The organism is Mesorhizobium sp. WSM4807, assembly GCF_055811615.1.
Genome location: NZ_JBVVQY010000010.1, coordinates 1,400 through 22,337, shown reverse-complemented (window position 1 = coordinate 22,337; position 20,938 = coordinate 1,400). Strand labels below are relative to the sequence as shown.

At 62.3% G+C, this 20,938-nt stretch carries 21 protein-coding genes; 8 read left to right on the top strand and 13 right to left on the bottom strand.

The window, feature by feature from the left end; translation table 11 throughout:
- Window positions 1-167: 167 nt before the first annotated feature.
- Window positions 168-1,187: a ribonuclease T2 family protein gene (locus AC0L3N_RS15105; protein WP_473548342.1), complete on the bottom strand. Its 1,020-nt coding sequence runs from the start codon at window positions 1,185-1,187 to the stop codon at window positions 168-170.
- A 201-nt stretch (window positions 1,188-1,388) separates the two neighbouring features.
- Between AC0L3N_RS15105 and AC0L3N_RS15100 the strand changes: the two genes are divergently transcribed.
- The 3 genes from AC0L3N_RS15100 to AC0L3N_RS15090 all read left to right on the top strand — a co-directional run bounded on the left by AC0L3N_RS15100 (window position 1,389) and on the right by AC0L3N_RS15090 (window position 5,298).
- Window positions 1,389-2,324 (top strand): alpha/beta fold hydrolase, encoded by a 936-nt coding sequence (locus tag AC0L3N_RS15100; RefSeq protein WP_473548341.1) that lies wholly within the window; start codon window positions 1,389-1,391, stop codon window positions 2,322-2,324.
- A gap of 152 nt (window positions 2,325-2,476) precedes the next feature.
- Window positions 2,477-3,652 (top strand): CaiB/BaiF CoA transferase family protein, encoded by a 1,176-nt coding sequence (locus AC0L3N_RS15095; protein WP_473548339.1) that lies wholly within the window; start codon window positions 2,477-2,479, stop codon window positions 3,650-3,652.
- Window positions 3,649-5,298: a thiamine pyrophosphate-binding protein gene (locus tag AC0L3N_RS15090; RefSeq protein ID WP_473548338.1), complete on the top strand. Its 1,650-nt coding sequence runs from the start codon at window positions 3,649-3,651 to the stop codon at window positions 5,296-5,298. The genes AC0L3N_RS15095 and AC0L3N_RS15090 overlap by 4 nt, the downstream gene beginning before the upstream one ends.
- A gap of 258 nt (window positions 5,299-5,556) precedes the next feature.
- On the opposite strand, the gene AC0L3N_RS15085 is transcribed toward AC0L3N_RS15090, so the two are convergent.
- From AC0L3N_RS15085 to AC0L3N_RS15060, 6 genes are all read right to left on the bottom strand, one after another.
- A complete protein-coding gene (locus tag AC0L3N_RS15085) occupies window positions 5,557-6,006 on the bottom strand; it encodes a CHRD domain-containing protein (RefSeq protein ID WP_473548336.1) in 450 nt (149 codons plus the stop codon).
- A 171-nt stretch (window positions 6,007-6,177) separates the two neighbouring features.
- A complete protein-coding gene (locus tag AC0L3N_RS15080; protein WP_123151994.1) occupies window positions 6,178-7,149 on the bottom strand; it encodes an ABC transporter substrate-binding protein in 972 nt (323 codons plus the stop codon).
- Between the two features lie 80 nt (window positions 7,150-7,229).
- A complete protein-coding gene (locus tag AC0L3N_RS15075; protein ID WP_473548334.1) occupies window positions 7,230-8,366 on the bottom strand; it encodes an ABC transporter permease in 1,137 nt (378 codons plus the stop codon).
- Entirely contained in the window at window positions 8,363-9,241 is an 879-nt protein-coding gene (locus AC0L3N_RS15070; protein WP_473548332.1) for an ABC transporter permease, read from the bottom strand. The genes AC0L3N_RS15075 and AC0L3N_RS15070 overlap by 4 nt, the downstream gene beginning before the upstream one ends.
- On the bottom strand, window positions 9,242-9,760 hold the full coding sequence (locus tag AC0L3N_RS15065; protein WP_473548331.1) for an endonuclease domain-containing protein: 519 nt from the start codon (window positions 9,758-9,760) through the stop codon (window positions 9,242-9,244).
- Window positions 9,750-10,541, bottom strand: a complete 792-nt coding sequence (locus AC0L3N_RS15060) for an ABC transporter ATP-binding protein (protein ID WP_473548330.1) — start codon at window positions 10,539-10,541, stop codon at window positions 9,750-9,752. The genes AC0L3N_RS15065 and AC0L3N_RS15060 overlap by 11 nt, the downstream gene beginning before the upstream one ends.
- Before the next feature lie 116 nt (window positions 10,542-10,657).
- Here AC0L3N_RS15060 and AC0L3N_RS15055 point away from each other — a divergent pair, with 116 nt between their 5' ends.
- Window positions 10,658-11,062, top strand: coding sequence for a cupin domain-containing protein (locus AC0L3N_RS15055; RefSeq protein WP_473548328.1), 405 nt, complete (start codon window positions 10,658-10,660; stop codon window positions 11,060-11,062).
- A gap of 122 nt (window positions 11,063-11,184) precedes the next feature.
- On the opposite strand, the gene hydA is transcribed toward AC0L3N_RS15055, so the two are convergent.
- The 4 genes from hydA to aptA form a co-directional block, all read right to left on the bottom strand.
- Complete coding sequence (hydA, locus tag AC0L3N_RS15050; protein WP_473548327.1) at window positions 11,185-12,636, bottom strand: dihydropyrimidinase; 1,452 nt, start codon at window positions 12,634-12,636, stop codon at window positions 11,185-11,187.
- A 63-nt stretch (window positions 12,637-12,699) separates the two neighbouring features.
- Window positions 12,700-13,950 carry a Zn-dependent hydrolase gene (locus AC0L3N_RS15045; RefSeq protein WP_473548326.1) on the bottom strand — a complete coding sequence of 417 codons (1,251 nt, stop codon included), beginning with the start codon at window positions 13,948-13,950 and terminating at the stop codon, window positions 12,700-12,702.
- Between the two features lie 12 nt (window positions 13,951-13,962).
- Window positions 13,963-14,391 (bottom strand): endonuclease domain-containing protein, encoded by a 429-nt coding sequence (locus tag AC0L3N_RS15040; RefSeq protein ID WP_473548325.1) that lies wholly within the window; start codon window positions 14,389-14,391, stop codon window positions 13,963-13,965.
- 112 nt (window positions 14,392-14,503) lie between these two features.
- On the bottom strand, window positions 14,504-15,832 hold the full coding sequence (aptA, locus tag AC0L3N_RS15035; RefSeq protein WP_473548324.1) for an omega-aminotransferase AptA: 1,329 nt from the start codon (window positions 15,830-15,832) through the stop codon (window positions 14,504-14,506).
- 254 nt (window positions 15,833-16,086) lie between these two features.
- Between aptA and AC0L3N_RS15030 the strand changes: the two genes are divergently transcribed.
- The 4 genes from AC0L3N_RS15030 (at window position 16,087) to AC0L3N_RS15015 (ending at window position 19,530) form a co-directional block, all read left to right on the top strand.
- Window positions 16,087-16,716, top strand: a complete 630-nt coding sequence (locus AC0L3N_RS15030; protein WP_473485198.1) for a TetR family transcriptional regulator C-terminal domain-containing protein — start codon at window positions 16,087-16,089, stop codon at window positions 16,714-16,716.
- 420 nt (window positions 16,717-17,136) lie between these two features.
- A complete protein-coding gene (locus AC0L3N_RS15025; protein WP_473548323.1) occupies window positions 17,137-17,625 on the top strand; it encodes a cupin domain-containing protein in 489 nt (162 codons plus the stop codon).
- A gap of 387 nt (window positions 17,626-18,012) precedes the next feature.
- Window positions 18,013-18,396 carry a hypothetical protein gene (locus tag AC0L3N_RS15020; protein WP_473548322.1) on the top strand — a complete coding sequence of 128 codons (384 nt, stop codon included), beginning with the start codon at window positions 18,013-18,015 and terminating at the stop codon, window positions 18,394-18,396.
- 294 nt (window positions 18,397-18,690) lie between these two features.
- Window positions 18,691-19,530, top strand: coding sequence for an SDR family NAD(P)-dependent oxidoreductase (locus AC0L3N_RS15015; protein ID WP_473548321.1), 840 nt, complete (start codon window positions 18,691-18,693; stop codon window positions 19,528-19,530).
- Between the two features lie 278 nt (window positions 19,531-19,808).
- Here AC0L3N_RS15015 and AC0L3N_RS15010 read toward each other — a convergent pair whose 3' ends face one another.
- Window positions 19,809-20,303 carry a DUF3592 domain-containing protein gene (locus tag AC0L3N_RS15010; protein ID WP_473548320.1) on the bottom strand — a complete coding sequence of 165 codons (495 nt, stop codon included), beginning with the start codon at window positions 20,301-20,303 and terminating at the stop codon, window positions 19,809-19,811.
- Between the two features lie 103 nt (window positions 20,304-20,406).
- On the bottom strand, window positions 20,407-20,784 hold the full coding sequence (locus AC0L3N_RS15005) for a DoxX family protein (protein ID WP_473548508.1): 378 nt from the start codon (window positions 20,782-20,784) through the stop codon (window positions 20,407-20,409).
- Between the last annotated feature and the right edge of the window lie 154 nt (window positions 20,785-20,938).

Below are 20,938 nucleotides of genomic sequence, written 5' to 3'. Positions count from 1 at the left end.
GCCGCGCCGAACGGCAAACTGTTTTGGCATTTCGGATCAGTCTTCGGGCCGAAGACGGACGCGACCGCGTCGTCGGCGAACCGGGCGGCCACGAGACCGACAGCCACCGCGCGTGGACCAGGTCAGGACACGGCATCGGCGCATAGCATCCCGCCCGGCTCGGCGTGTCACTGGAACTCGATCGGATCGACAGTGCCTTTCGGACAACCCGCATTGTTCGTCGGCACTGATGCCAGCAACAGCTCACTGAGCGAAGAGTTCGGAACGATCGGGCCGGTCAGGCCGAGCGTCAGTTCGCCGATCAGCCGCCTGCCGCTCGAAGGGTCGTTCAAACAGGAGACGCGAACCCGCTCGCCCGCGCCGGGACCGAAAGCACTGTCGAAGGCGGCGCGGATCTGGTCGGAGGTCAGATCCCGGCCAATTTTTTGCGTGAAAAGGTCGCGCACCGGTGAAGCGTTCACCGCGCGCGTCAGGTTCAGCGCATCGGAAAAATACTCCTGCTGGCTCTTGCCGTAACAGGTGCCATGCTTGATCCACTCATGCCTGTCGAGAGCGGATGCGGTGCCCGGCATCACCTGATCGAGCTCCGACCGCGTGTTCGGCTCGAGCTCGACCGGCGGCAGGTCCTGCCAGTGCGCCGGATTGTCGTTCGCCTTGTCGGCTGCTGCCACCTGGCAATAGAAATTTCCGTTCGGCTGCGGCCACAGCCCATGCAAGGTGAAATGCGTCGCGTCAAAACCGGCCGCGGTCTGTGCCTTGCATTCGGTCTTGCCGGCCTTGGTTTCGCAAAACGCCGGCTGCCAGCTCAGCGCGAGGACATATTCGGGTTTTCCCGAAGCGGGCGCAGCAGACTTCTCCCGGTCGGCTGGCGGGGGTGCTGTCGGCATCGTTGACGCGCCCGAAACATGGCCGCAATCGACCTTCACCCAGCGGCGCTCCAGATCGGCGCCGGGGACACGGATCAGATAGTGCGTGGGAGCATCCTTGTTGCCAGCCAGAAGCTGATAGCTCTGTCCCGCATCGGTCGCGATATTGCCGGGGTTCTTGCCGCTCTTGATGGCCTGGGTCGCTGGACAGGTGGCGTCGGCCACGAAGGAGCCGCTCAACTTCACCTCGGCCCGCACAGCACCCGTTAGCAACGCGGCGACAAGTGCCAATCCAAAAACAAGGCCTGTCAGCGTACGCATGGGTACTCTCCGGTTGCAAAATGCCGCGGCAACAGACTGCCGCCTTCTCTCGGTAGCAAATTCTCCATGTCAGAATTGCGATGCTCCGCGTTGCGACGCAAGAACAGCGCTGCGAAACACCACCACCGGATTGACGCAAAACCGGCGTCGGCGCACACAAACGTTCGCAGGCGCAAAAGACGCGTTGGAGACGAAGCGACAATGTCATTCAGCCAGCAGCGCGTGCTCCGATCACCGACCGGCGCCGAGCTCAACCTTTATGTGAAACGCGCCGAGGGCCGCCCGCGCGCAGTCGTCCAGATTAATCACGGACTGGCCGAACACGCGGCGCGCTATGTCCGCTTCGCTACCTTTCTGGGCGAGTGCGGTTACCACGTCTACGTCCACGACCATCGCGGCCACGGCGCCACCAAGGCGCCAGACGCGCCACTCGGCCAGTTCGCTCAATCGGATGGCGGCGCCAAGGTCATCGCCGATGTCGCCGCCGTGCACGACCTGATCGCCGGCGACCATCCCGGCCTGCCCGTCATCGTTTTTGGTCATTCCATGGGCGGCCTCGTCGCCTTGAATTTCATGCTTCGTCATTCGAACCGGCTGCACGCCGCCGCCATCTGGAACGCCAATTTTTCCGCTGGGCTGGCCGGCCGTGCCGCGCAAATCATCCTGGCCTGGGAAAAGTTCCGGCTCGGTTCCGACATGCCGTCGCGCATGCTGCCGAGACTGACCTTCCAGGCCTGGGGCAAGGCCGTCCCGGATCCCCGGACGCCGTTCGACTGGCTGTCGCGCGACGCGGCCGAAGTCGACAAATACATCGCCGACCCGCTGTGCGGCTGGGATGCATCCGTGTCGATGTGGCGCGACCTGTTCTGCTTTGTCTTCGACGGTGCCGACGACGCCAATTTTTCCGGCGTCCGCAAGACCCTTCCGATCTGCCTGGTCGGCGGCGAAAAGGACCCCGCCACCGACGGCGGCAAGGCGGTCGCCCAACTCGCTGGGCGCCTGCACAGGATGGGCTTTTCGAATCTCGTTTCAAAGGTTTACGCCGAGACCCGCCATGAAAGCCTGAACGAGGTGAATCGAGATATCATCACGAACGATTTCGCCGCATGGGCCGATAGGGTGCTGAAACAAGCGTGATCGACATTGGCGGGTTGGCCCATTGCAAGAACCGTGACAGCAGCACGCGGGATTGATAGTGCATGTTGCCCAAAAGTGCGCAGCGGTTTTGGGATAACGACATGCATAAAAAGAAAACTAGAGCCTGCGTTCCCGATCAATCACGGTGATCCATGACCGAGCCTCCGCTGAAAGGCATCCGCGTAATCGAACTCGCCCGCATCCTGGCCGGGCCGTGGGCCGGGCAGCTGCTTGCCGATCTCGGCGCCGACGTGATCAAGGTCGAGAGCCCGGATGGCGGCGACGACACCCGCAAATGGGGTCCGCCCTTCGTCATGAGCCATGACGGCGAAAACCTTTCGGCCGCCTACTACCATTCCTGCAATCGCGGCAAGCGCTCCATCGCCATCGATTTCTCGACGCCCGAAGGTGCCGAGACCGTGCGCCGGCTGGTCGCGACATCAGATGTGCTGATCGAGAACTTCAAGCTCGGCGGCCTGAAGAAATACGGGCTCGACTATGACAGCTTGCGCAAGGTCAATCCGCGGCTGATCTATTGCTCGATCACCGGCTTCGGCCAGGACGGACCCTATGCGCCGCGCGCCGGCTATGACTTCATCATCCAGGGCATGGCCGGCATGATGTCGATCACCGGCGAAGCCGGCCGCGAGCCGCAAAAAGCCGGTGTCGCCATATCGGACATTTTCACCGGCCTCTATTCGGTGATCGCCATCCAGGCCGCACTTCGCCACGCCGAGAAGACCGGCGAAGGCCAGCATATCGATATGGCGCTCTACGACAGCCAGATCTCGGCGCTCGGCAACCAGAACCTCAACTACCTGGTCTCGGGAAAATCGCCGGTGCAGATGGGCAATGCGCATATGAACATCGCGCCCTACGAAGTGGTGCCGGTGAAGGACGGCCACATCATCCTGGCGATCGGCAATGACGGCCAGTTCGCCAGATTCTGCGCCGCCGTCGGATTGGACGACCTGCCGTCTGACCCCGATTTCGCCACCAATCCCGCCCGGGTCGCCAACCGGGCGAAGCTGCGCGAGCATATGATCGAGGCGCTTAAAACCTTCGATCGCGATCCGCTGCTGGCCAAACTGGAGGCGGCAAGCGTGCCTGCCAGCCCGATCAACACGATCGGCGAGATGTTCGCCGACCCGCAAACCATCGCGCGCGGCATGCGGCTCGACCTCGACGACGGCCATGGCAATCTGTTGCCCTCGGTGCGTGCGCCGATGATCATGTCGGGCACGCCGCTGGTCTATGAGCGGCCCTCGCCGCGCCTCGGCGAACACACCAAAGAAATCCTTGCCGAACTGGAGAGGTCAGGAAAATGAAGACCGGCGGACAACTTATCGTCGATGCGCTCGAAGCCAATGGAACGGACCGTATCTATTGCGTGCCCGGCGAATCCTACCTTGCGGTGCTCGACGCGCTGCACGACTCGCCGATCCGCACCATCGTCTGTCGTCAGGAGGGCGGTGCTGCGATGATGGCCGACTGCCATGGCCGCCTGACCGGCAAGCCCGGCATCTGCTTCGTCACCCGCGGCCCCGGCGCCACCAACGCCTCGGCCGGCATCCACATCGCCATGCAGGATTCGGTTCCCGTCATCCTGTTCATCGGCCAGGTCGCCAGCCACGCCAAGCAGCGCGAGGCCTTCCAGGAGGTCGATTACGCCAGGTTCTTCGGCGATATCGCCAAATGGGTGGTCGAGATCGACGACGCCGCGCGCATCCCCGAATTCGTCACCCGCGCCTTCGCGGTGGCGACGTCCGGCCGTCCCGGCCCGGTCGTCATCTCGCTGCCGGAAGACATGCTGACCAGCTTGGCCGAAGCGCCTGACGTCCTGCCCCACACGCCGGTCGAAACGCGGCCAGGCGAGGCCGAGATCGATGCACTGGAAAAGCTGCTCGGCAAGGCAAAGCGCCCCTTTGTCATCCTCGGCGGCACGCGCTGGGATGCGGCGGCCGTCGCGCGAATGCGGACGATCGCCGAAGCCTGGTCGCTGCCGGTCGGCTGCTCCTTCCGCCGCCAGATGCTGTTCGATCATCTTCACCCGAACTACGCCGGCGATGTCGGCATCGGCATCAACCCGAAGCTGGCCACCGCCATCAAGCAGGCCGACCTCGTGCTGCTGATCGGCGGCCGCATGGGCGAGATGCCGTCCTCCGACTACACGCTGCTCAAGAGCCCCTACCCCGACCAGACGCTGGTCCATGTCCATGCCGACGCCGGCGAGCTCGGCCGTGTCTATCGGCCGACGCTGGCGATCAACGCCTCGCCGTCCGCTTTCGTTGAAGCCTTTGCCGGGCGCAAGCCGGCCGCCACGCCGGCATGGGCTGATGAAACACCGAAGCTGCACGCCGCCTATCTCGACTGGTCGACACCGCCCGAAAGCGGCCCCGGCGCCGTCCAGATGGGGCCGATCATGAACTATCTCGAAAAAATGCTGCCCGACGACGCTATCCTCACCAACGGCGCCGGCAACTACGCCACCTGGGTGCACCGCTTCCACCGTTCCCGCCGCTTTGCCACGCAGGCAGCACCGACCTCCGGCTCGATGGGCTACGGCACGCCGGCGGCGGTCGCCGCCAAGGAATTGTTCCCCGAGCGCGACGTGATCGCCTTTGCGGGCGACGGCTGCTTCCTGATGAACGGGCAGGAGTTCGCCACCGCGGTGCAGTACGATCTGCCGATCATTGTCGTCGTCGTCAACAACGGCATCTACGGCACCATCCGCATGCATCAGGAACGCGAGTATCCGGGCCGTGTCGTCGCCACCGACCTAAAGAATCCCGACTTCGCGGCTCTCGCCCGCGCCTATGGCGGCCATGGCGAGACGGTCGAGGAGACGGCCGACTTCGCGCCGGCCTTCGAACGCGCCCGCGCCAGCGGCAAGCCGTCGATCGTCGAGATCAGGCTCGATCCCGAGGCCATCACGCCGACCCGGACGATGACCCAGATTCGCGACAGGTCCTGAGCGCCTGAGGCATAGGCCGAGTTCCTTGGCGCCCCCCTCTGCCCTGCCGGGCATCTCCCCCTCAAGGGACCCTCAAGGGGGGAGATCGGATGTCACAATTGCTTTCGCCAATTTTCAACGTTGGAGGAAAGGCAGGGCAATGAAGCTGCCAATCTCCCCCCAAGTGGGGGAGATGTCCGGCAGGACAGAGGGGGGCGCTGTCCCGCAAACTTTCGACAGTTTAATGCAGTGCTATAATCGCCGCCGGGCGACGTTGCGCTACATCGCCGCTGCCTTCTCGATCTGCCCGCGGATCTCGCCGTCCTTGTGGGCCGCCGTATGGAGGTTGATGTAATATTTCCCGGCCATCAGGTCGGCAGCCTGTGCGTCGGTCAGGATCGCCGCCCCCTTGAACGGGCTTTTCGGAGCGCCCTTGAACGGGACGACGACGCCGGCATTTTCACCCTTTGCTGCCGGACCGTGAATATGTCCGGCCGTCGCCGGTCCACTGAGACCTGAATACGTCACGTTCCAGGTCAGCTGTTTCGTGGCGGTGTTGAAGCCGAGATCGGCCTCGCCTTTGCCCTCTGTGGTGATGGGCGGATTCTGCTGAGCGCCATCGAGCGTCGCCTTCATCTTCATCATGTCGGCCAAGGCCGGTGAAGTGCACAGGAAGGAAGCCGAAACGGCCAGCGCCGAAAGCATCGGCGAGAAGGATTGCATGCGCATGGAAATCTCCGTTGTGGCGATGACATCCGCTGAAGCTGGATGCACCGCAACAACGGTTGCGGCGAGCGGATGTTTCCACCGGTAACGGCTATTTTACATCCCTACAAAAAAGGGGCGGTCGCCCGCCCCTTTTTTCGACTGCAGAAGCCCAGTTGATCGCCTCTGACGGCTCTACTTGATCGCCTTGTCGGTGATGGCGGTCGTGTAGGCGCCGGTCGGCTCCTTGGTAATGATCTTCTGGTCGAGCAGCGCCTTGGCGGTGCGCGCGTAGGTCGCCGGGTCGAGCTTGCCGTCGGCATTGTCGATCAGCTTGGCGACTTCGCCCATCATGCGCTTCTGGTGATTCTCGTCCTGGCCGCCATTGTCCATGACGATTTCGGCCGCCTCGTCGGAATTGTCGACAGCGTATTTCCAGCCCTTCATCGAGGCGCGCACGAAACGCACCATCTTGTCCTCGAAGGCCGGATCCTTGAGCTTGTCCTCCAAGGCATAGAGCCCGTCCTCAAGCAGGTCGTTGCCCATGGCCGAGTAGTTGAACACGATCAGCTCTTCCGGCTTGTAGCCGGCATCGATGAGCTGCCAATATTCGTTGTAGGTCATGACCGAAATACAATCCGCCTGCTTCTGGATCAGCGGCTGCACGTCGAAACTCTGCTTCAGCACGGTGACGCCGTCCGGGCCGCCGTCGGTCTTCAGGCCGAGCTTGTTCATCCAGGCGTAGAACGGATATTCGTTGCCGAAGAACCAGACGCCGAGTGTACGGCCCTTGAAGTCGGCTTCGGTCTTGACCGGGCCGTCCTTGGGACAGACCAGCTGCATGCCGGCCTTCTTGAACGGCTGGGCGATATTGACCAGCGGCACACCCTTTTCGCGCGCGGCCAGCGCGCCGCCCATCCAGTCGACGATGACGTCGGCGCCGCCACCGGCGATCACCTGCTCGGGCGCGATATCGGGGCCGCCCGGCTTGATCTCGACGTCGAGGCCCTCGGCCTCGTAGAACCCCTTGTCCTTGGCGACGTAGTAGCCGGCGAACTGGGCCTGTGTGACCCATTTCAGCTGCAGTGTCACCTTGTCGGCGGCCATCGCCTGAAACGCGGCAAGCGACATCGCGCCGGCCAGCATCGAAACCACAAGTCTTTTCATGTTTTACCCTCTGAAGTTAAGTGTTCACCCTTTTAGAATCAGAACCTTCAATGCGCCCTGATTCCAAACCCGCCACCGCGCTATCCACCACGGACGGAGGGATGCCAAAACGTGACTGCTCTCTCGAAAAGAGCGACCACGCCATAAAAGACCGAACCCGCAAGTGCTGCAACTGCGATTTCGGCCCAGACCATGTCGATGTTCATCCGTCCGACTTCGGTCGAAATCCGGAATCCCATGCCGACGACCGGCGTGCCGAAGAACTCCGCAACGATGGCGCCGATCAGCGCCAGCGTCGAATTGATCTTCAGCGCGTTGAAGATGAAGGGCGCCGCCGCCGGCAGCCGCAGCTTGAACAGCGTCTGCCAGTAGCTCGACGCATAGGTGCGCATCAGGTCGCGCTCCATATGGCCGGAGGCGGCAAGCCCGGCGACGGTATTCACCAGCATCGGGAAGAAGGTCATGATGATGACGACCGCGGCCTTCGACTGCCAGTCGAAGCCGAACCACATGACCATGATCGGCGCCACGCCGATGATCGGCAGCGCCGAGACCATGTTGCCGATCGGCAAAAGCCCGCGGCGCAGGAACGGCACGCGGTCGGCCGCGATGGCGGCGAGGAAACCGGCGCCGCTACCGACGACGTAGCCAAAGATCACCGCCTTGAAGATGGTCTGCCGCACGTCGGCGGCCAGCACCGGCAGCGAATTGGCGATGCGCACGCCGATCGCGCTTGGCGGCGGCAGCAGGATGAAAGGAATGCCCGCGCCGCGCGTCACCGCTTCCCAGATAATCAGGATCCAGGCGCCGAAGATCGCCGGGATGATCAGCCGCAAAGCGGTCGCCGCCCAGCGCGAGGCCGGGCGAAGCGCGGACAGGACCGTCACGCAGCGCCAGGCCAGAAGCCATGCCGCGGCAAGCAGCAGATAGAACGATGCGCGAGCGGTGCCTTCGTTGCCGGTAATGCCGGCGAGCAGCAGCCACGCCGCGCCATGCGCGCCGAGGAAAAGGAATACTGCCCTGGCTACGGGCGGAAAATGGTCAAACTGAATTGCGAGGAGTAGCAGGAAGAAAATCAAAACACCGGTCGTCACATCGTAACCGGGAGTGGCAGTGACAGGCGGCCAAAGAAGCAGCGCTCCGGCAAGAAGCGCAAGCGCTGCATACCCTTGCCACGAGCGGGGCGTGATCGACGAAAGGCTGAGGAGATCGCTCATGCCGGCCTCCCGCCCATGGCACGGTCGACGATGCGGCCGGCAATGCCGACCACCATAACCAGCAGCGCCGCCACCACTGAGCCGGCAACCAGCGCCGACCAGATGTCGATGGTCTGGCTGTAATAGGCGCCGGCGAGCAGCTTGGCGCCGATCCCGGCGACGGCACCGGTCGGCAGTTCACCGACGATGGCGCCGACCAGGCTGGCGGCGACCGCCACCTTCATCGAGGTGAACAGGAACGGCACCGACGCCGGCACGCGCAGTTTCCAGAAGGTCTGCGACGGACTGGCATTGTAGGTGTGCATCAGGTCGAGATGGGTGAGTTCCGGCGAGCGCAGGCCCTTGACCATGCCGACGGCCACCGGGAAGAACGACAGATAGGTCGAGATCAGCGCCTTCGGAATCAGCCCGGTGACGCCGATCGCCGCCAGCACGACGATGATCATCGGCGCCACCGCCAGGATAGGAATCGTCTGCGAAGCGATGATCCACGGCATCAGGCTGCGGTCGAGCGTCGCCACATGAACGATGCCGACGGCAATGACGGTGCCGAGCGCCGTGCCGAAGGCGAAGCCGAGCAGCGTCGAGGACAGCGTCACCCAGGCATTGTAGACAAGGCTGCGGTTGCTGGTGACTTTGCGCAGAAACGTGTTCTCGAAGAAATTCACAGCCACCTGATGCGGCGCCGGCAGCGTCGGCTTCGGCTGCGACATCGTCTTGCCGATGAATTCCACAACCCCCGGCGTTTGGTTAGCGCGTCGGTCGAGATCGCGCTGGAACGGCGCGTTGAGGATGACGGCGAAAACATACCAGACGACCACCACGCCTAAGAGGATCGAGGTCACCGGAACGATCTTGTCGCGAAAGGAGTCCATCTAGCAGCGTTCCCTTCCTCTCCCCAACGGGGAGAGGGTGGCCGGAGCGAAGCGGAGGCCGGGTGAGGGGGTAGAAATCTTTCCGTCGAGGCAAGCTAAGACCGTATCAAGGACCGCTCGGCGTTCGGCCAAAACTTCATGGTTCCAGAACTGAAGAACGGAATAGCCGCGGTCATTCAGCCAAGCAGTTCTCGCGGCATCGGTTGGAGAATCGGCGTGCTGGCTGCCGTCGATTTCCACAATCAGCGCTCTCTCGCGACAGACGAAATCTGCAAAGAAAGGCCCAAGCGGCACTTGCCTCACAAATTTGTAGCCGTTGAGATGACGTCCTCGCAGTTCCCCCCAAAGCCTGTATTCAGCCTCGGTCTCGTCAACCCGCAACTTCCGAGCGCGAGCGGTTGCCCCGACATTTCTTTTGGTCGGATCTGTCGGCGCCGCCCCCTCACCCGACCTCCGCTTCGCTCCGGCCACCCTCTCCCCGTCGGGGAGAGGAGGGAGCCCATCCCGCTCAATCCTCATAGCTATGTCCTGCCCTGAGCCCGTCACGCACCCGCGCGGCGATCGCCAGGAACTCCGGCGTCTCGCGGATGTCGAGCGGCCGCTGCTTCGGCAGCGTCGATTCGATGACGTCGCTGACACGGCCCGGACGCGGCGACATGACAATGATCCGCGTCGAAAGGTAGACCGCCTCGGGAATGGAGTGGGTGACGAAGCAGATGGTCTTGTTGGTCCGCTCCCAAAGCTCCAGCAGCTGTTCGTTGAGATGGTCGCGCACGATCTCGTCCAGCGCGCCGAATGGCTCGTCCATCAACAGAAGATCGGCGTCGAAGGCCAGCGCCCGCGCGATCGAGGCACGCTGCTGCATGCCGCCGGAAAGCTGCCACGGGTATTTCTGCTCGAAGCCGCCCAGGTTGACGAGGTCGAGCGTGCGCTTGATGCGCGCCGCCTGCTCTGCCTTCGAGAGGCCCATGATCTCCAGCGGCAACGCCACGTTGCGCTCGATCGTGCGCCACGGATAAAGTGCGGCCGCCTGGAAGACATAGCCATAGGCGCGGCTCTGGCGCGCCTGCTCGGGCGTCATGCCGTTGACGGAGATGGTTCCCGAGGTCGGTTTCTCCAGGTCGGCGATGACGCGCAGCAAGGTCGTCTTGCCGCAGCCGGACGGCCCGATGAAGGAGACGAATTCGCCCTTGCCGATGGTCAGGTCGACATTCGACAGCGCCTGCACCGGACCGTCATTGGTCTGGAAGGTCAGGCCGAGCTTGCTTGCCGAGACAACGGCTGGCGACTGTCCGGTCATTGGCTGCAGCCTGCCCTTTCGCGCCGCTGCCGCGCCGGCCGGAATCCCGTTGCTTTTGCCACGATGCTGCTTTCCACTTACCTTGTCCCAGTCGATCGACGCCCGGAGTTTGCCAGATGCCGCCCAAACCCACCTGCCATCTTATCCGCCCCGAAAACTCTTATGAAGGCAAGCAGGGACTGAGTTATTTCACCGGCATCGCCACTGAGACGGTCGGCTCTACCGGCATCTGCATGCACCTGCTCACCATGCCGCCCGGTGCCCGCGCCAAGGCGCATATGCACGAAAGCCATGAAACGGCGATCTATGTGCTCTCCGGCGAAGTCCATACCTGGTATGGCGACCGGCTTGAACAGCAGATCGTGGTCAAGGCCGGCGACCTCTTCTACATACCCGCCGGCGTGCCGCATCTGCCGGCTAATCTGAGCGACAGCCCGGCCTCGGCGGTCATCGCCCGCACCGATCCCAACGAACAGGAAAGCGTCGTCCTGCTGCCGGAACTGGATGGGCTGGTCGCCTGAGGCCGGCTTTGATGGGCGGGCTACCCGCCGGTCAATTGGTATTGGGCATGGAGACAGTGCAATCGCTTCAGCTTTGCGCTGCCCCAGAGGGGCGGCGCCGACTTCGACAAACCCGCGCAAGCTCACACCCCGGTCGCCGGAATGCCTGATCGTTCCACCTTGCGCGGCGCGGAAATTTCCTTCCAGGTCGACAGCGCCCGGTTGACCGCCGCATTCGGCTCGCGAGCGACGAACTCGCCATGGCCGGGCTTCGCCTTGACCTCATGTTCCTGGATCGACAGTTCGCCGCGCGAAAAGACGAAGCGTGGCAGGCCGGTGACCTCGAAACCTTCGAAGACGTTGTAGTCGATCACCGACTGCTGCTTCTTGGAGGTGATCGTCTTCTTGCGCTTCGGGTCCCAGACGACGATATCGGCGTCGGCGCCTTCGACGATGGCGCCCTTCTTAGGATACATGTTGAGGATCTTGGCGATGTTGGTCGAGGTCACCGCGACGAACTCGTTCATCGTCAACCGGCCGGTGTTGACGCCGGTGGTCCACAGCACCGGCAAGCGGTCCTCAAGTCCGCCGGTGCCGTTCGGGATTTTGGTGAAATCGCCGACGCCGTTGCGCTTCTGGCTGGTGGTGAAGGCGCAATGGTCGGTCGCCACCACTTGCAGCGATCCGGCCTGCAGGCCGGCCCACAGCGAATCCTGGTGCAGTTTGTTGCGGAAGGGCGGGCTCATCACCCGGCGCGCCGCATGGTCCCAGTCCTTATCGAAATACTCGCTCTCATCGAGCGTCAGATGCTGGATCAGCGGCTCGCCGAACACCCGCATGCCTTTCTGGCGCGCCCGGCGAATGGCTTCGTGGGCCTGCTCGCAGGAGACATGCACGACATAGAGCGGCACGCCGGCCATGTCGGCGATCATGATGGCGCGGTTGGTCGCCTCGCCTTCCACTTCCGGCGGGCGCGAATAGGCGTGCCCTTCGGGGCCGTTATTGCCGGCGGCCAGCAGCTTCTGCGAGAGGGCGGCAACCACGTCGCCGTTCTCGGCATGAACCAGCGGCAGCGCGCCAAGGTCGGCGCAGCGCTGGAACGACGAATACATCTCGTCGTCGTCGACCATCAGCGCGCCCTTGTAGGCCATGAAGTGTTTGAACGAGGTGATGCCCTTGTCGACCACGGTGGCCATCTCGTCGAACACCTGCTTGCCCCACCAGGTGATCGCCATGTGGAAGGAATAGTCGCAGGACGCCTTAGAGGTCTTGTTGTCCCACATCTGCAAGGCCTCGAGCAGCGACTGCTGCGGTGACGGCAGGCAGAAATCGACAACCATCGTGGTGCCGCCGGCAAGGGCGGCGCGCGTGCCGCTCTCGAAATCGTCGGCCGAATAAGTGCCCATGAATGGCATTTCCAGATGGGTGTGCGGATCGATGCCGCCCGGCATCACATAGCAGCCGGTGGCGTCGAACTCGTGGTCGCCATGCAGGTCCGGGCCGATGGCGATGATCTTGCCGTGCTTGAACAGCACGTCGGCCTTCCAGCTGCGGTCGGCGGTAACGATGGTGCCGTTCTTAATGACTTTGGACATTTTTTGTTCCCTTGTTTTTCTCGCGCTTCTTGGTGAGCGGCGTTCGGAATCTTGGTTTCTAGTTCACTCCACGATCACAGCCGTCTCGACCACCGCGTGGAACAGCACGTCGGCGCCGGCCGCCGCCCATTCCTTGGAGATCTCTTCGGCCTCATTGTGCGACAGCCCGTCTACGCAGGGGCACATCACCATCGCAGTCGGTGCGACGCGGTTGATCCAGCACGCGTCATGGCCTGCGCCGGAGACGATATTGCGATGCGAGTAGCCAAGCCGTTCAGCGGCGTCTCGGATCGCCTTGACGCAGCCCGCGTCGAAGGTGACTGGATCGAAATGGCCGACCTGATCGATCGCGTATTGGATGTCGAGCGCCTCGCAGATCGTGTCGATGCCTTCGCGGATGCGGCCATCCATGGCATCGAGCACCTCCTTTTCCGGCGAGCGGATATCGATGGTGAACACGGTCCGTCCAGCGATAATGTTGCGCGAGTTCGGATAGACTTCCATGTGGCCGACCGCGCCGACGGCGTCGGGCTGGTAGTCCATGGCGATCTCGTGCACCAGCTCGATCACCCGCGCCATGCCGAGCCCGGCATTGCGTCGCTTGGGCATCGGCGTCGAGCCGGTATGCGCCTCCCTGCCGGTCAACGTCACCTGCAGCCATTTCAGTCCCTGGCCATGGGTGACGACGCCGATGTCGATGCCTTCGTCCTCGAGGATCGGGCCTTGCTCGATATGCAGCTCGAAGAAGGCATGGATCTTGCGATCGCCGCCTTTCTCGGTGCCTTTCCAGCCGATGCGTTCGAGCTCCTCGCCGAATTTTTTGCCGTCCTTGTCGACATGCTCGTACACGTCGGCCTGGTCGAGGACGCCGGCGAAGACGCCGGACGCCATCATGGCCGGCGCAAAGCGCGCGCCTTCCTCATTCGTCCAGTTGGTGACGACGATCGGATGTTTTGTCTTGATGCCGAGCTCGTTGAGCGAGCGAACGATCTCCAAGCCGCCGAGCACGCCAAGCACGCCGTCATACTTGCCGCCGGTCGGCTGGGTGTCGAGATGGCTGCCGACATAGACCGGCGGCAGATCAGGATCGGTGCCTTCACGGCGGGCAAACATCGTGCCCATCTCGTCGAGGCCCATTTCGAGCCCCGCCGCCTCGCACCAGCGCTTGAACAGATGCCGCCCCTCGCCGTCCGCGTCGGTCAACGTCTGGCGATTGTTGCCGCCAGCAATGCCGGGGCCGATCTTCGCCATCTCCATTATCGAATCCCACAAACGGTCTGAATTGATTCGCAGATTCTCGCCGGGAGCGGCCATTCAAAACCTCATCTATTGCGCGGCGTCCCCCTCCCCCTCGAGGGGAGGGTGGCCGCGAAGCGGTCGGGTGGGGTCGCCGAACATGCGCACGACCTTCTCCTTGACCACTTGCGCGACGTGCCATGCGCTGTTTATGACATCGGGCTCGTCAACGCGGAAGACATCGAATCCGAGCGATCGCAGATAGGCGTCACGGACAACATCGTGCCGTTTGCCTCGTTCCTGTTCGTGCAAATCACCATCCACTTCCACGACCAGCTTTACGGCAAGGCAGGCAAAGTCGACGATATAAGGCCCGATTGGAGCCTGACGGCGGAACTTGAACCCGCCCGATTTCAGCTCGCGCAGTTCATACCAAAGCAGGGATTCGCCTTTGGTCGCATGAACTCGAAGCGCGCGCGCCTTTTGACGCATTTCGAAGCTCACGCGAGTACGGGGCATCAGAAACAACCTCGCAGCAAGAGGTCAGGTCGGCGTGCGGCGCCACCGACCCCACCCGACCGCTTCGCGGCCACCCTCCCCTCGAGGGGGAGGGAAAGCTGCGCCGCGTTTCTCAATCCACCGCCCTCAGCACTTCACGCACATGGTCGATCAATTCGTTGATCTGGCCCTTGGTGATGATCAGCGGCGGCGACAGCGCGATGATGTCGCCGGTGGTGCGGATCAGCGCGCCGCGCTCGAACGCCTTGACGAACGCCGAGAAGGCACGCTTGGTCGGACTGCCGGGAATGGGCGCCAGCTCGATCGCGCCGATCAGGCCGATGTTTCTGATGTCGATGACGTTCGGCTCGCCCTTCAGCGAATGCAGCGCGTCTTCCCAATACGGCGCCAGTTCCTCGCCGCGGGTCAGCAGGCCCTCTTCCTTGTAGGTGTCGAGCGTGCCGAGGGCTGCCGCACAGGCGATCGGATTGCCCGAATAGGTGTAGCCGTGGAAGAACTCGATCATATGCTCGGGGCCGGTCATGAAAGCGTCGTGGATTTCCTTCTTGACGAACACCGCGCCCATCGGGATGACGCCGTTGGAGACGCCCTTGGCGGTCGTCATGATATCGGGCGTGACGCCGAAATAGTCGGCGGCGAACGGCGTGCCGAGGCGGCCGAAGCCGGTGATGACCTCGTCGAAAATCAGCAGGATGCCGTGCTTGGTGCAGATCTCGCGCAGCCTCTCGAGATAGCCCTTCGGCGGCAGGATGACGCCAGTGGAACCGGCCACCGGCTCGACGATGACGGCCGCAATGGTCGAGGCATCATGCAGCGCGACGATGCGCTCCAGCTCGTTGGCCAATTCCGCGCCATGCTCCGGCACACCCTTGGTGAACGAGTTCTTCTCGGGCAGATGCGTGTGCGGCATGTGGTCGACGCCGCCGAGCAGCGTGCCGAACATCTTGCGATTGGTAACGATGCCGCCCACCGAGATGCCGCCGAAATTGACGCCGTGATAGCCGCGCTCGCGGCCGATGAGGCGCGTGCGTGAGCCCTCGCCTTTGGCGCGGTGATAGGCGATCGCCATCTTCAGCGCGGTCTCGACCGATTCCGATCCGGAATTGGTGAAGAACACATGGTCCATGCCCTTCGGCGCCAGGTCGACCAAACGGTTCGCCAGTTCGAAGACGATCGGGTGGCCCATCTGGAACGCCGGCGCATAGTCGAGCTCGGCGGCCTGTTGCTGGATCGCCTCGGTGATCTTCGGCCGACAGTGGCCGGCATTGACGCACCACAGGCCAGCGGTGCCGTCGAGAACCTTGCGCCCGTCGCTCGTCGTATAATGCATGTCCCTGGCGGACACCATCATGCGAGGCGCCTGTTTGAACTGCCGGTTTGCCGTGAACGGCATCCAGAATGCGCTGAGATCGTTCGGCGTGACTTTCAGCCGGTTGGACATGACCAAGACTTCCCCTTGTAACCTGTTTCGGTGCGGCTAACGCTTGGTCTTCCCGACACTTGGTCTCTGCTGCGTTTTCGTGCTACGCAAATTTTGACCGATTGGACAAACGTTAGCACCGCCCTGCCGGCGGTCAAGGGATTACTAGCGGAAATGCGGCAGCTGAAGCGCGCTCCACAGACCGGAGAAAAACTGGTCCAGAGAATTGGTCCAGATGACCCTCGCGGCAACGTCCTGCGGGGATGACGACAGGCATGGACACCCCTGCCCCTCGCCGCACCCGCATTCAGCAGGAAAAACGCGAGCTGATCCTGGAGGCGGCGCTCGAAGTGTTCTCAACCAACGGCTTTCGCGGCTCGACCATCGACCAGATCGCCGAAGCCGCCGGCATGTCGAAGCCGAACCTGCTCTACTATTTCCGCCGCAAGGAGGACATCCACGAGACGCTGATGAAGCGGCTTCTGGACACCTGGCTGGCGCCGCTGCGCGAGCTCGACGACATCGGCGATCCCTTGACTGAATTGCGCAGCTACATCAGGCGCAAGCTCGAAATGGCGCGCGCTTTCCCTAGGGAAAGCCGCCTGTTCGCCAACGAGATCCTGCAGGGCGCGCCGCGCATAATGCCGATGCTGGAAGGCGAGTTGAAGACGCTGGTCGATGAGAAGGCCGCCGTCATCAAAGGCTGGATGCGCGCCGGCAAGATCGCCCGCACCGACCCCTGGCACCTGATCTTCTCGATCTGGGCGACGACACAGCACTATGCCGATTTCGACGTTCAGGTCCGCGCCGTGCTCGGCCCCGACCGCGGCGGAGACGGCCGCTTCGAGGACGCGGCAAGGTTTCTCGAGCAATTGTTCATCGACGGGCTGAAACCAAAGGGCTAGGGTCCGGACCCATAAGTTCGCGATTGAGATCGGCGGTACTTCCCACACAGGCCTTAGAAAGATGGATCGTTCCCAAGCCGTGCGAGGATTGCCCGCGCCTCGTCGCTGATTTCGTGGACAATCTCGGCGGCCGGCTGGACGCGGCGGACGAGGCTGACACCTTGGCCCGACCATAGGGCAAGGGCGTCGATATCGCCCTCGTCACCCGATCCCGGCGTATGAGATTGGTATGCAACCACGTGAAGCTAGCGCCATATCCTGACCTACACAGCGGGAACAGGTAAGGTCGCCTCACGCCCCGATTCCCGACGGTGGGGGTTGGCTGTGGCGACCACCGATTAGTTGATTTGACAATTGGTCGGGTCGGGCTCTGGGATGATTTGTTCGTGCGCACCACGCACCTGCTAAAAGGAGGAAGCGATGAAATCGATGAATCGCAGATCCACACTTGCCTTCGGTATTACAGTTGCAGCAGTTTTCGCCGTATGTGGAGGTTCGGCATTCGCGGACGATATGGATGTGACCCTGCTTACGCCTGACAAGCTGGTATGGAAGGATAATCCGGGCCTGCCGAAAGGGGCTCAAACCGCCATCTTGGTGGGCGATCCGGCGAAAGCTGGCGACGTGGTCGTCCTGCGCGCCAAGTTTCCGGCCAACTATCAGGTTCCGCCCCATACTCACCCGTATGCCGAGACCATTACTGTGATCAGCGGTAGCGTCGGCTTTGGTGTTGGGGAAAAGGTCGAAAAGAATGGTGACTTGCTCAAACCGGGCACCTTCTACGCGCAACCAGCAAATCACGCGCATTACGTCTGGACAGCAGGGGAAGAGGGTATCATCGAAGTTCATTTTGTCGGTCCGGGAGGGATCAACTACATCAACCCGGCTGACGATCCGCGCAAGAAGTGAAATGCGGCTCAGCCGGCTACTTTGCACCTCGCACACCCTTGTTGCCCGGAATAGAAGCGCGAGCTTTACCTCACGCGGATAAATGCAAACCGCATCAACGGAAGCGGAGCTCGGCAGCTCAGGCTCCCTCTCTCTCTCCTTCTGCCAAAAATCGTGGCCCATTGGCGATATTAAGAAAGCTGGTCCCGGAGACGTTGGAATTTGCCACTGGGGCATGACCGCCTCGGGTCATTCCGAACGGGAAGTTCGCTCCAAGAGCGGTCTTTCGATGCTCTGCCCGCTATGATTTCGGCTGTCGTGATTGGGTCACGGATTGTCGTAGCGCTGCCCAGAAGGAAGGGCATGGGTCGATTCTTGCCGTCCACAACTTGCACCGGTGGAGTTCGGATGACGCGAGGTTTGATTCTTCTTGCACGGATTGTCGTCGGAGCGTGGACTAGTTCGGCATTAGCTCAAGATGCCACCGAGAAAACCTTTCCCCACGACACTACGCTTAGCGATGTAGCTCCCTTGAAGCTTGCAATCCGGAAGCACCTTGCCATCTCGACGGAACCAACAGTGTTCATCGCGATGGCTCGCATAGGAGAAAGTGGGGTTGTCTACCTTTGTGGGCTTACGGATGGTGGCAGCGTGTCGACCTCCATTCTCTTCTTTGCGCATAAGACAGATGGGGCTGTCGAAGTCGAAGAAATTGATAGTGACTCCAAAATCGATGGCAGGGCCAAAAAGCTTTGCGACACTCACGGCTTCCGCACCCCTATCCCCGGCTGAACCTCCGCAACCTTTAAGGACAGCTTCCCATTTCGCCCATCTTGGTCATTCCGCATTTATGAGTTCACGACCTAACTCTCGTTTCGTCATCCTGGGGTCTGCGCTGCGTCGCTCCGCTCCTTGCTGCGCCCCAGGATGAGGAAGCTGACAGGCTGCGGCCAGCATCGGCTGAATGCGTCGGGGGACTACCCATCGGCGTATAGGCAGTATCGATACCAGGATAAAGTTTGACCTGTTTGACCGGTGCCGGACGTCCCATCTTCCACTTAGAGCAATGACATGGAGGCTCCAAGCATGGAACTGAACGACAAGGCAATCCTCATCACCGGATCGACAGATGGCGTCGGCCGTTTGGTCGCGCAAAGGCTCGGCGCCGGCGGGGCGCGGGTCCTGGTGCATGGCCGCGATGGGACACGGGGCAAGGCGACGGTCGCTGAGATCGAAGCTGCCGGCGGCAAGGCCGAGCTTGTCGTCGCCGACCTGTCGTCCCTGGCCGAGGTCCGCCGTCTCGCCGAGGCCGTGCGCGCCAGGACTGACCGGCTCGACATTCTCATCAACAACGCCGGCATTGGCACCGCGGGCACCAAACGACAGGTCAGCGCCGACGGCTACGAACTGCGCTTTGCCGTCAATTATCTCGCCGGCTTCCTGCTCACATCAGAGCTTCTGCCGCTGCTCAAGGCGAGCGCGCCGGCGCGCATCGTCAACGTTGCCTCGGCCGGCCAGCAGGCGATCGATTTCGACGACGTCATGCTGACCCGCAACTACGACGGCGTCCGCGCCTACTGCCAGAGCAAGCTGGCGCAGATCATGTTCACCATCGATCTGGCGCAGGAACTGAAGGGCGCCAATGTGACCGTCAACAGCCTGCATCCGGCAAGCTACATGAACACGACCATGGTCCGGCAGGCAGGCATCACGCCGTGGAACTCGGTCGAGACGGGCGCCGATGCTATCCTCAGCGTCGCGACATCGCCAGCGCTCGAAGGGCGGAGCGGCCTCTATTTCGACGGCCGGAATGAATCTCGCGCCAACGCGCAAGCCTATGACGCAAAGGCAAGGCAGCAATTGCGGACATTGAGCCTTGACCTCGTCGGGCGCCCCTCCCCGATATCGAAGGAACGGCATTCATGACTGAGAAAATCCAACATGCCGTGATCGTCGGCGGCTCGTCCGGCATCGGCCTGGCCACGCGCGGAAGCCGGGCTCGGGTATGAAGGTGACCATCACCGGCCGCAACCAGGAAAAGCTCAAGGGTGCATGGCGCAGCCTTGGCGGGGCCGGCCAGCGATTTGCCGCATAGTGCACGTCGCCCAAAAACCTACCGTCGGGCTTTGACCCGAGGGTGCGCAGCGGTTTTGGGATAACGACATGCATTAAAACAAGCGGTATGGCACGCTGTTCGAAAAGGCTCAATCGGACGTCAGGCCGGGCCAGAAGGCCAGCGCCATTAGCCCGGCGATAATGGCATACCATACCACCGTATGGGTTGCCTTCATGATCGGCCGCCCCACTTCCCGTGCCCGGTTCGGATGCAGGGGGTCATACATGACCTTTACCGCCGCTCCGACCGAACCGGTCATGTTATTGACCGGCAAATGCGATTCAAAGCGCCAGATCTTGCCGAGGCGATCGGCGAATTCGATGGTCGGCGTCCTGGGCGAGTCGTCGGACATCTTTATCTCCACCACCTTGCCTGTCACATAGACGCGACGGTGCCGAAGCACGAGATCGCCATAGGTGTGGGGAACGACAAGCACAAGGAAAAAGAGACCGCAGACGAAGCACCAGAGTTGGATATCGCTCGGAAAATAGCCGAATGTTTCGGCAAGCGCCCGAAGCGGCGAGAGCGCGAGGTGAAAGGCCTGCGAAACGCTTCCCCAGAAGCTATTCCAGCTTTGCTCCATAAAGGCTCCGACAAGCGAAACTGAGCCAATCATACGAGGCAATCGCAACGGAGCGATTAATGCGCTGATGACAATTCATACCATAGCGGCAGCGCGATTCCTCTTAAAGCGCCTGGCCCATCAGCGCCAGAAATCCTCCGGTCAGCGCGACGTTGCCGATGAAGCCGTTGATGCGGGCTGCGCGTTCCTGCCCTTGATGGTCCCAGAAATTGTGAAACATCGGCGTCGCGACAAGCAGGAACAGGATCAGGCATGCGGCCGCCAAGGCGGTCCAGATGCCCACGATCACCAGCGCTCCGGAAACGATCTGCAGGACGATCCCCGGCCACAGCATCAGCCGCGCCTGCGGCACGCCGCGTGTCGTCATCAGCTGGGTCAGGAAGCCTACATTCTGCACATTACGCAGGCCGGCAAAGACGAACGCGCCGCCGAGCAGCAGGCGGGCGACAAGAAGAATCTCATTCTCAAAATTCGACAACATGCTCTTGATCCCAAAGCAAAAAGAGACGCGGGGGGTTAGCCCCGCGGCAGGTGCCGGCCCGCAGGCGGCGTTTGGCGCCCCGTCCCGATGTATTGGGGGGGAGGGGACCCAGCGCCCGGTGCACGGGTTTTTGAATGCGCTGGCCCCGGCCCGG

What these genes read in the sequence shown, in the direction of transcription:
- AC0L3N_RS15060 (WP_473548330.1), bottom strand. Translation starts at nt 10,541, where the DNA reads ATGACCGGACAGTCGCCAGCCGTTGTCTCGGCAAGCAAGCTCGGCCTG.
- AC0L3N_RS15040 (WP_473548325.1), bottom strand. Translation starts at nt 14,391, where the DNA reads ATGCCCCGTACTCGCGTGAGCTTCGAAATGCGTCAAAAGGCGCGCGCG.
- AC0L3N_RS15005 (WP_473548508.1), bottom strand. Translation starts at nt 20,784, where the DNA reads ATGTTGTCGAATTTTGAGAATGAGATTCTTCTTGTCGCCCGCCTGCTG.
- AC0L3N_RS15030 (WP_473485198.1), top strand. Translation starts at nt 16,087, where the DNA reads ATGGACACCCCTGCCCCTCGCCGCACCCGCATTCAGCAGGAAAAACGC.
- AC0L3N_RS15045 (WP_473548326.1), bottom strand. Translation starts at nt 13,950, where the DNA reads ATGGCCGCTCCCGGCGAGAATCTGCGAATCAATTCAGACCGTTTGTGG.
- aptA (WP_473548324.1), bottom strand. Translation starts at nt 15,832, where the DNA reads ATGTCCAACCGGCTGAAAGTCACGCCGAACGATCTCAGCGCATTCTGG.
- AC0L3N_RS15100 (WP_473548341.1), top strand. Translation starts at nt 1,389, where the DNA reads ATGTCATTCAGCCAGCAGCGCGTGCTCCGATCACCGACCGGCGCCGAG.
- AC0L3N_RS15075 (WP_473548334.1), bottom strand. Translation starts at nt 8,366, where the DNA reads ATGAGCGATCTCCTCAGCCTTTCGTCGATCACGCCCCGCTCGTGGCAA.
- AC0L3N_RS15020 (WP_473548322.1), top strand. Translation starts at nt 18,013, where the DNA reads ATGACGCGAGGTTTGATTCTTCTTGCACGGATTGTCGTCGGAGCGTGG.
- AC0L3N_RS15010 (WP_473548320.1), bottom strand. Translation starts at nt 20,303, where the DNA reads ATGGAGCAAAGCTGGAATAGCTTCTGGGGAAGCGTTTCGCAGGCCTTT.
- AC0L3N_RS15095 (WP_473548339.1), top strand. Translation starts at nt 2,477, where the DNA reads ATGACCGAGCCTCCGCTGAAAGGCATCCGCGTAATCGAACTCGCCCGC.
- AC0L3N_RS15015 (WP_473548321.1), top strand. Translation starts at nt 18,691, where the DNA reads ATGGAACTGAACGACAAGGCAATCCTCATCACCGGATCGACAGATGGC.
- AC0L3N_RS15055 (WP_473548328.1), top strand. Translation starts at nt 10,658, where the DNA reads ATGCCGCCCAAACCCACCTGCCATCTTATCCGCCCCGAAAACTCTTAT.
- AC0L3N_RS15065 (WP_473548331.1), bottom strand. Translation starts at nt 9,760, where the DNA reads ATGAGGATTGAGCGGGATGGGCTCCCTCCTCTCCCCGACGGGGAGAGG.
- AC0L3N_RS15070 (WP_473548332.1), bottom strand. Translation starts at nt 9,241, where the DNA reads ATGGACTCCTTTCGCGACAAGATCGTTCCGGTGACCTCGATCCTCTTA.
- AC0L3N_RS15085 (WP_473548336.1), bottom strand. Translation starts at nt 6,006, where the DNA reads ATGCGCATGCAATCCTTCTCGCCGATGCTTTCGGCGCTGGCCGTTTCG.
- AC0L3N_RS15080 (WP_123151994.1), bottom strand. Translation starts at nt 7,149, where the DNA reads ATGAAAAGACTTGTGGTTTCGATGCTGGCCGGCGCGATGTCGCTTGCC.
- hydA (WP_473548327.1), bottom strand. Translation starts at nt 12,636, where the DNA reads ATGTCCAAAGTCATTAAGAACGGCACCATCGTTACCGCCGACCGCAGC.
- AC0L3N_RS15105 (WP_473548342.1), bottom strand. Translation starts at nt 1,187, where the DNA reads ATGCGTACGCTGACAGGCCTTGTTTTTGGATTGGCACTTGTCGCCGCG.
- AC0L3N_RS15090 (WP_473548338.1), top strand. Translation starts at nt 3,649, where the DNA reads ATGAAGACCGGCGGACAACTTATCGTCGATGCGCTCGAAGCCAATGGA.
- AC0L3N_RS15025 (WP_473548323.1), top strand. Translation starts at nt 17,137, where the DNA reads ATGAAATCGATGAATCGCAGATCCACACTTGCCTTCGGTATTACAGTT.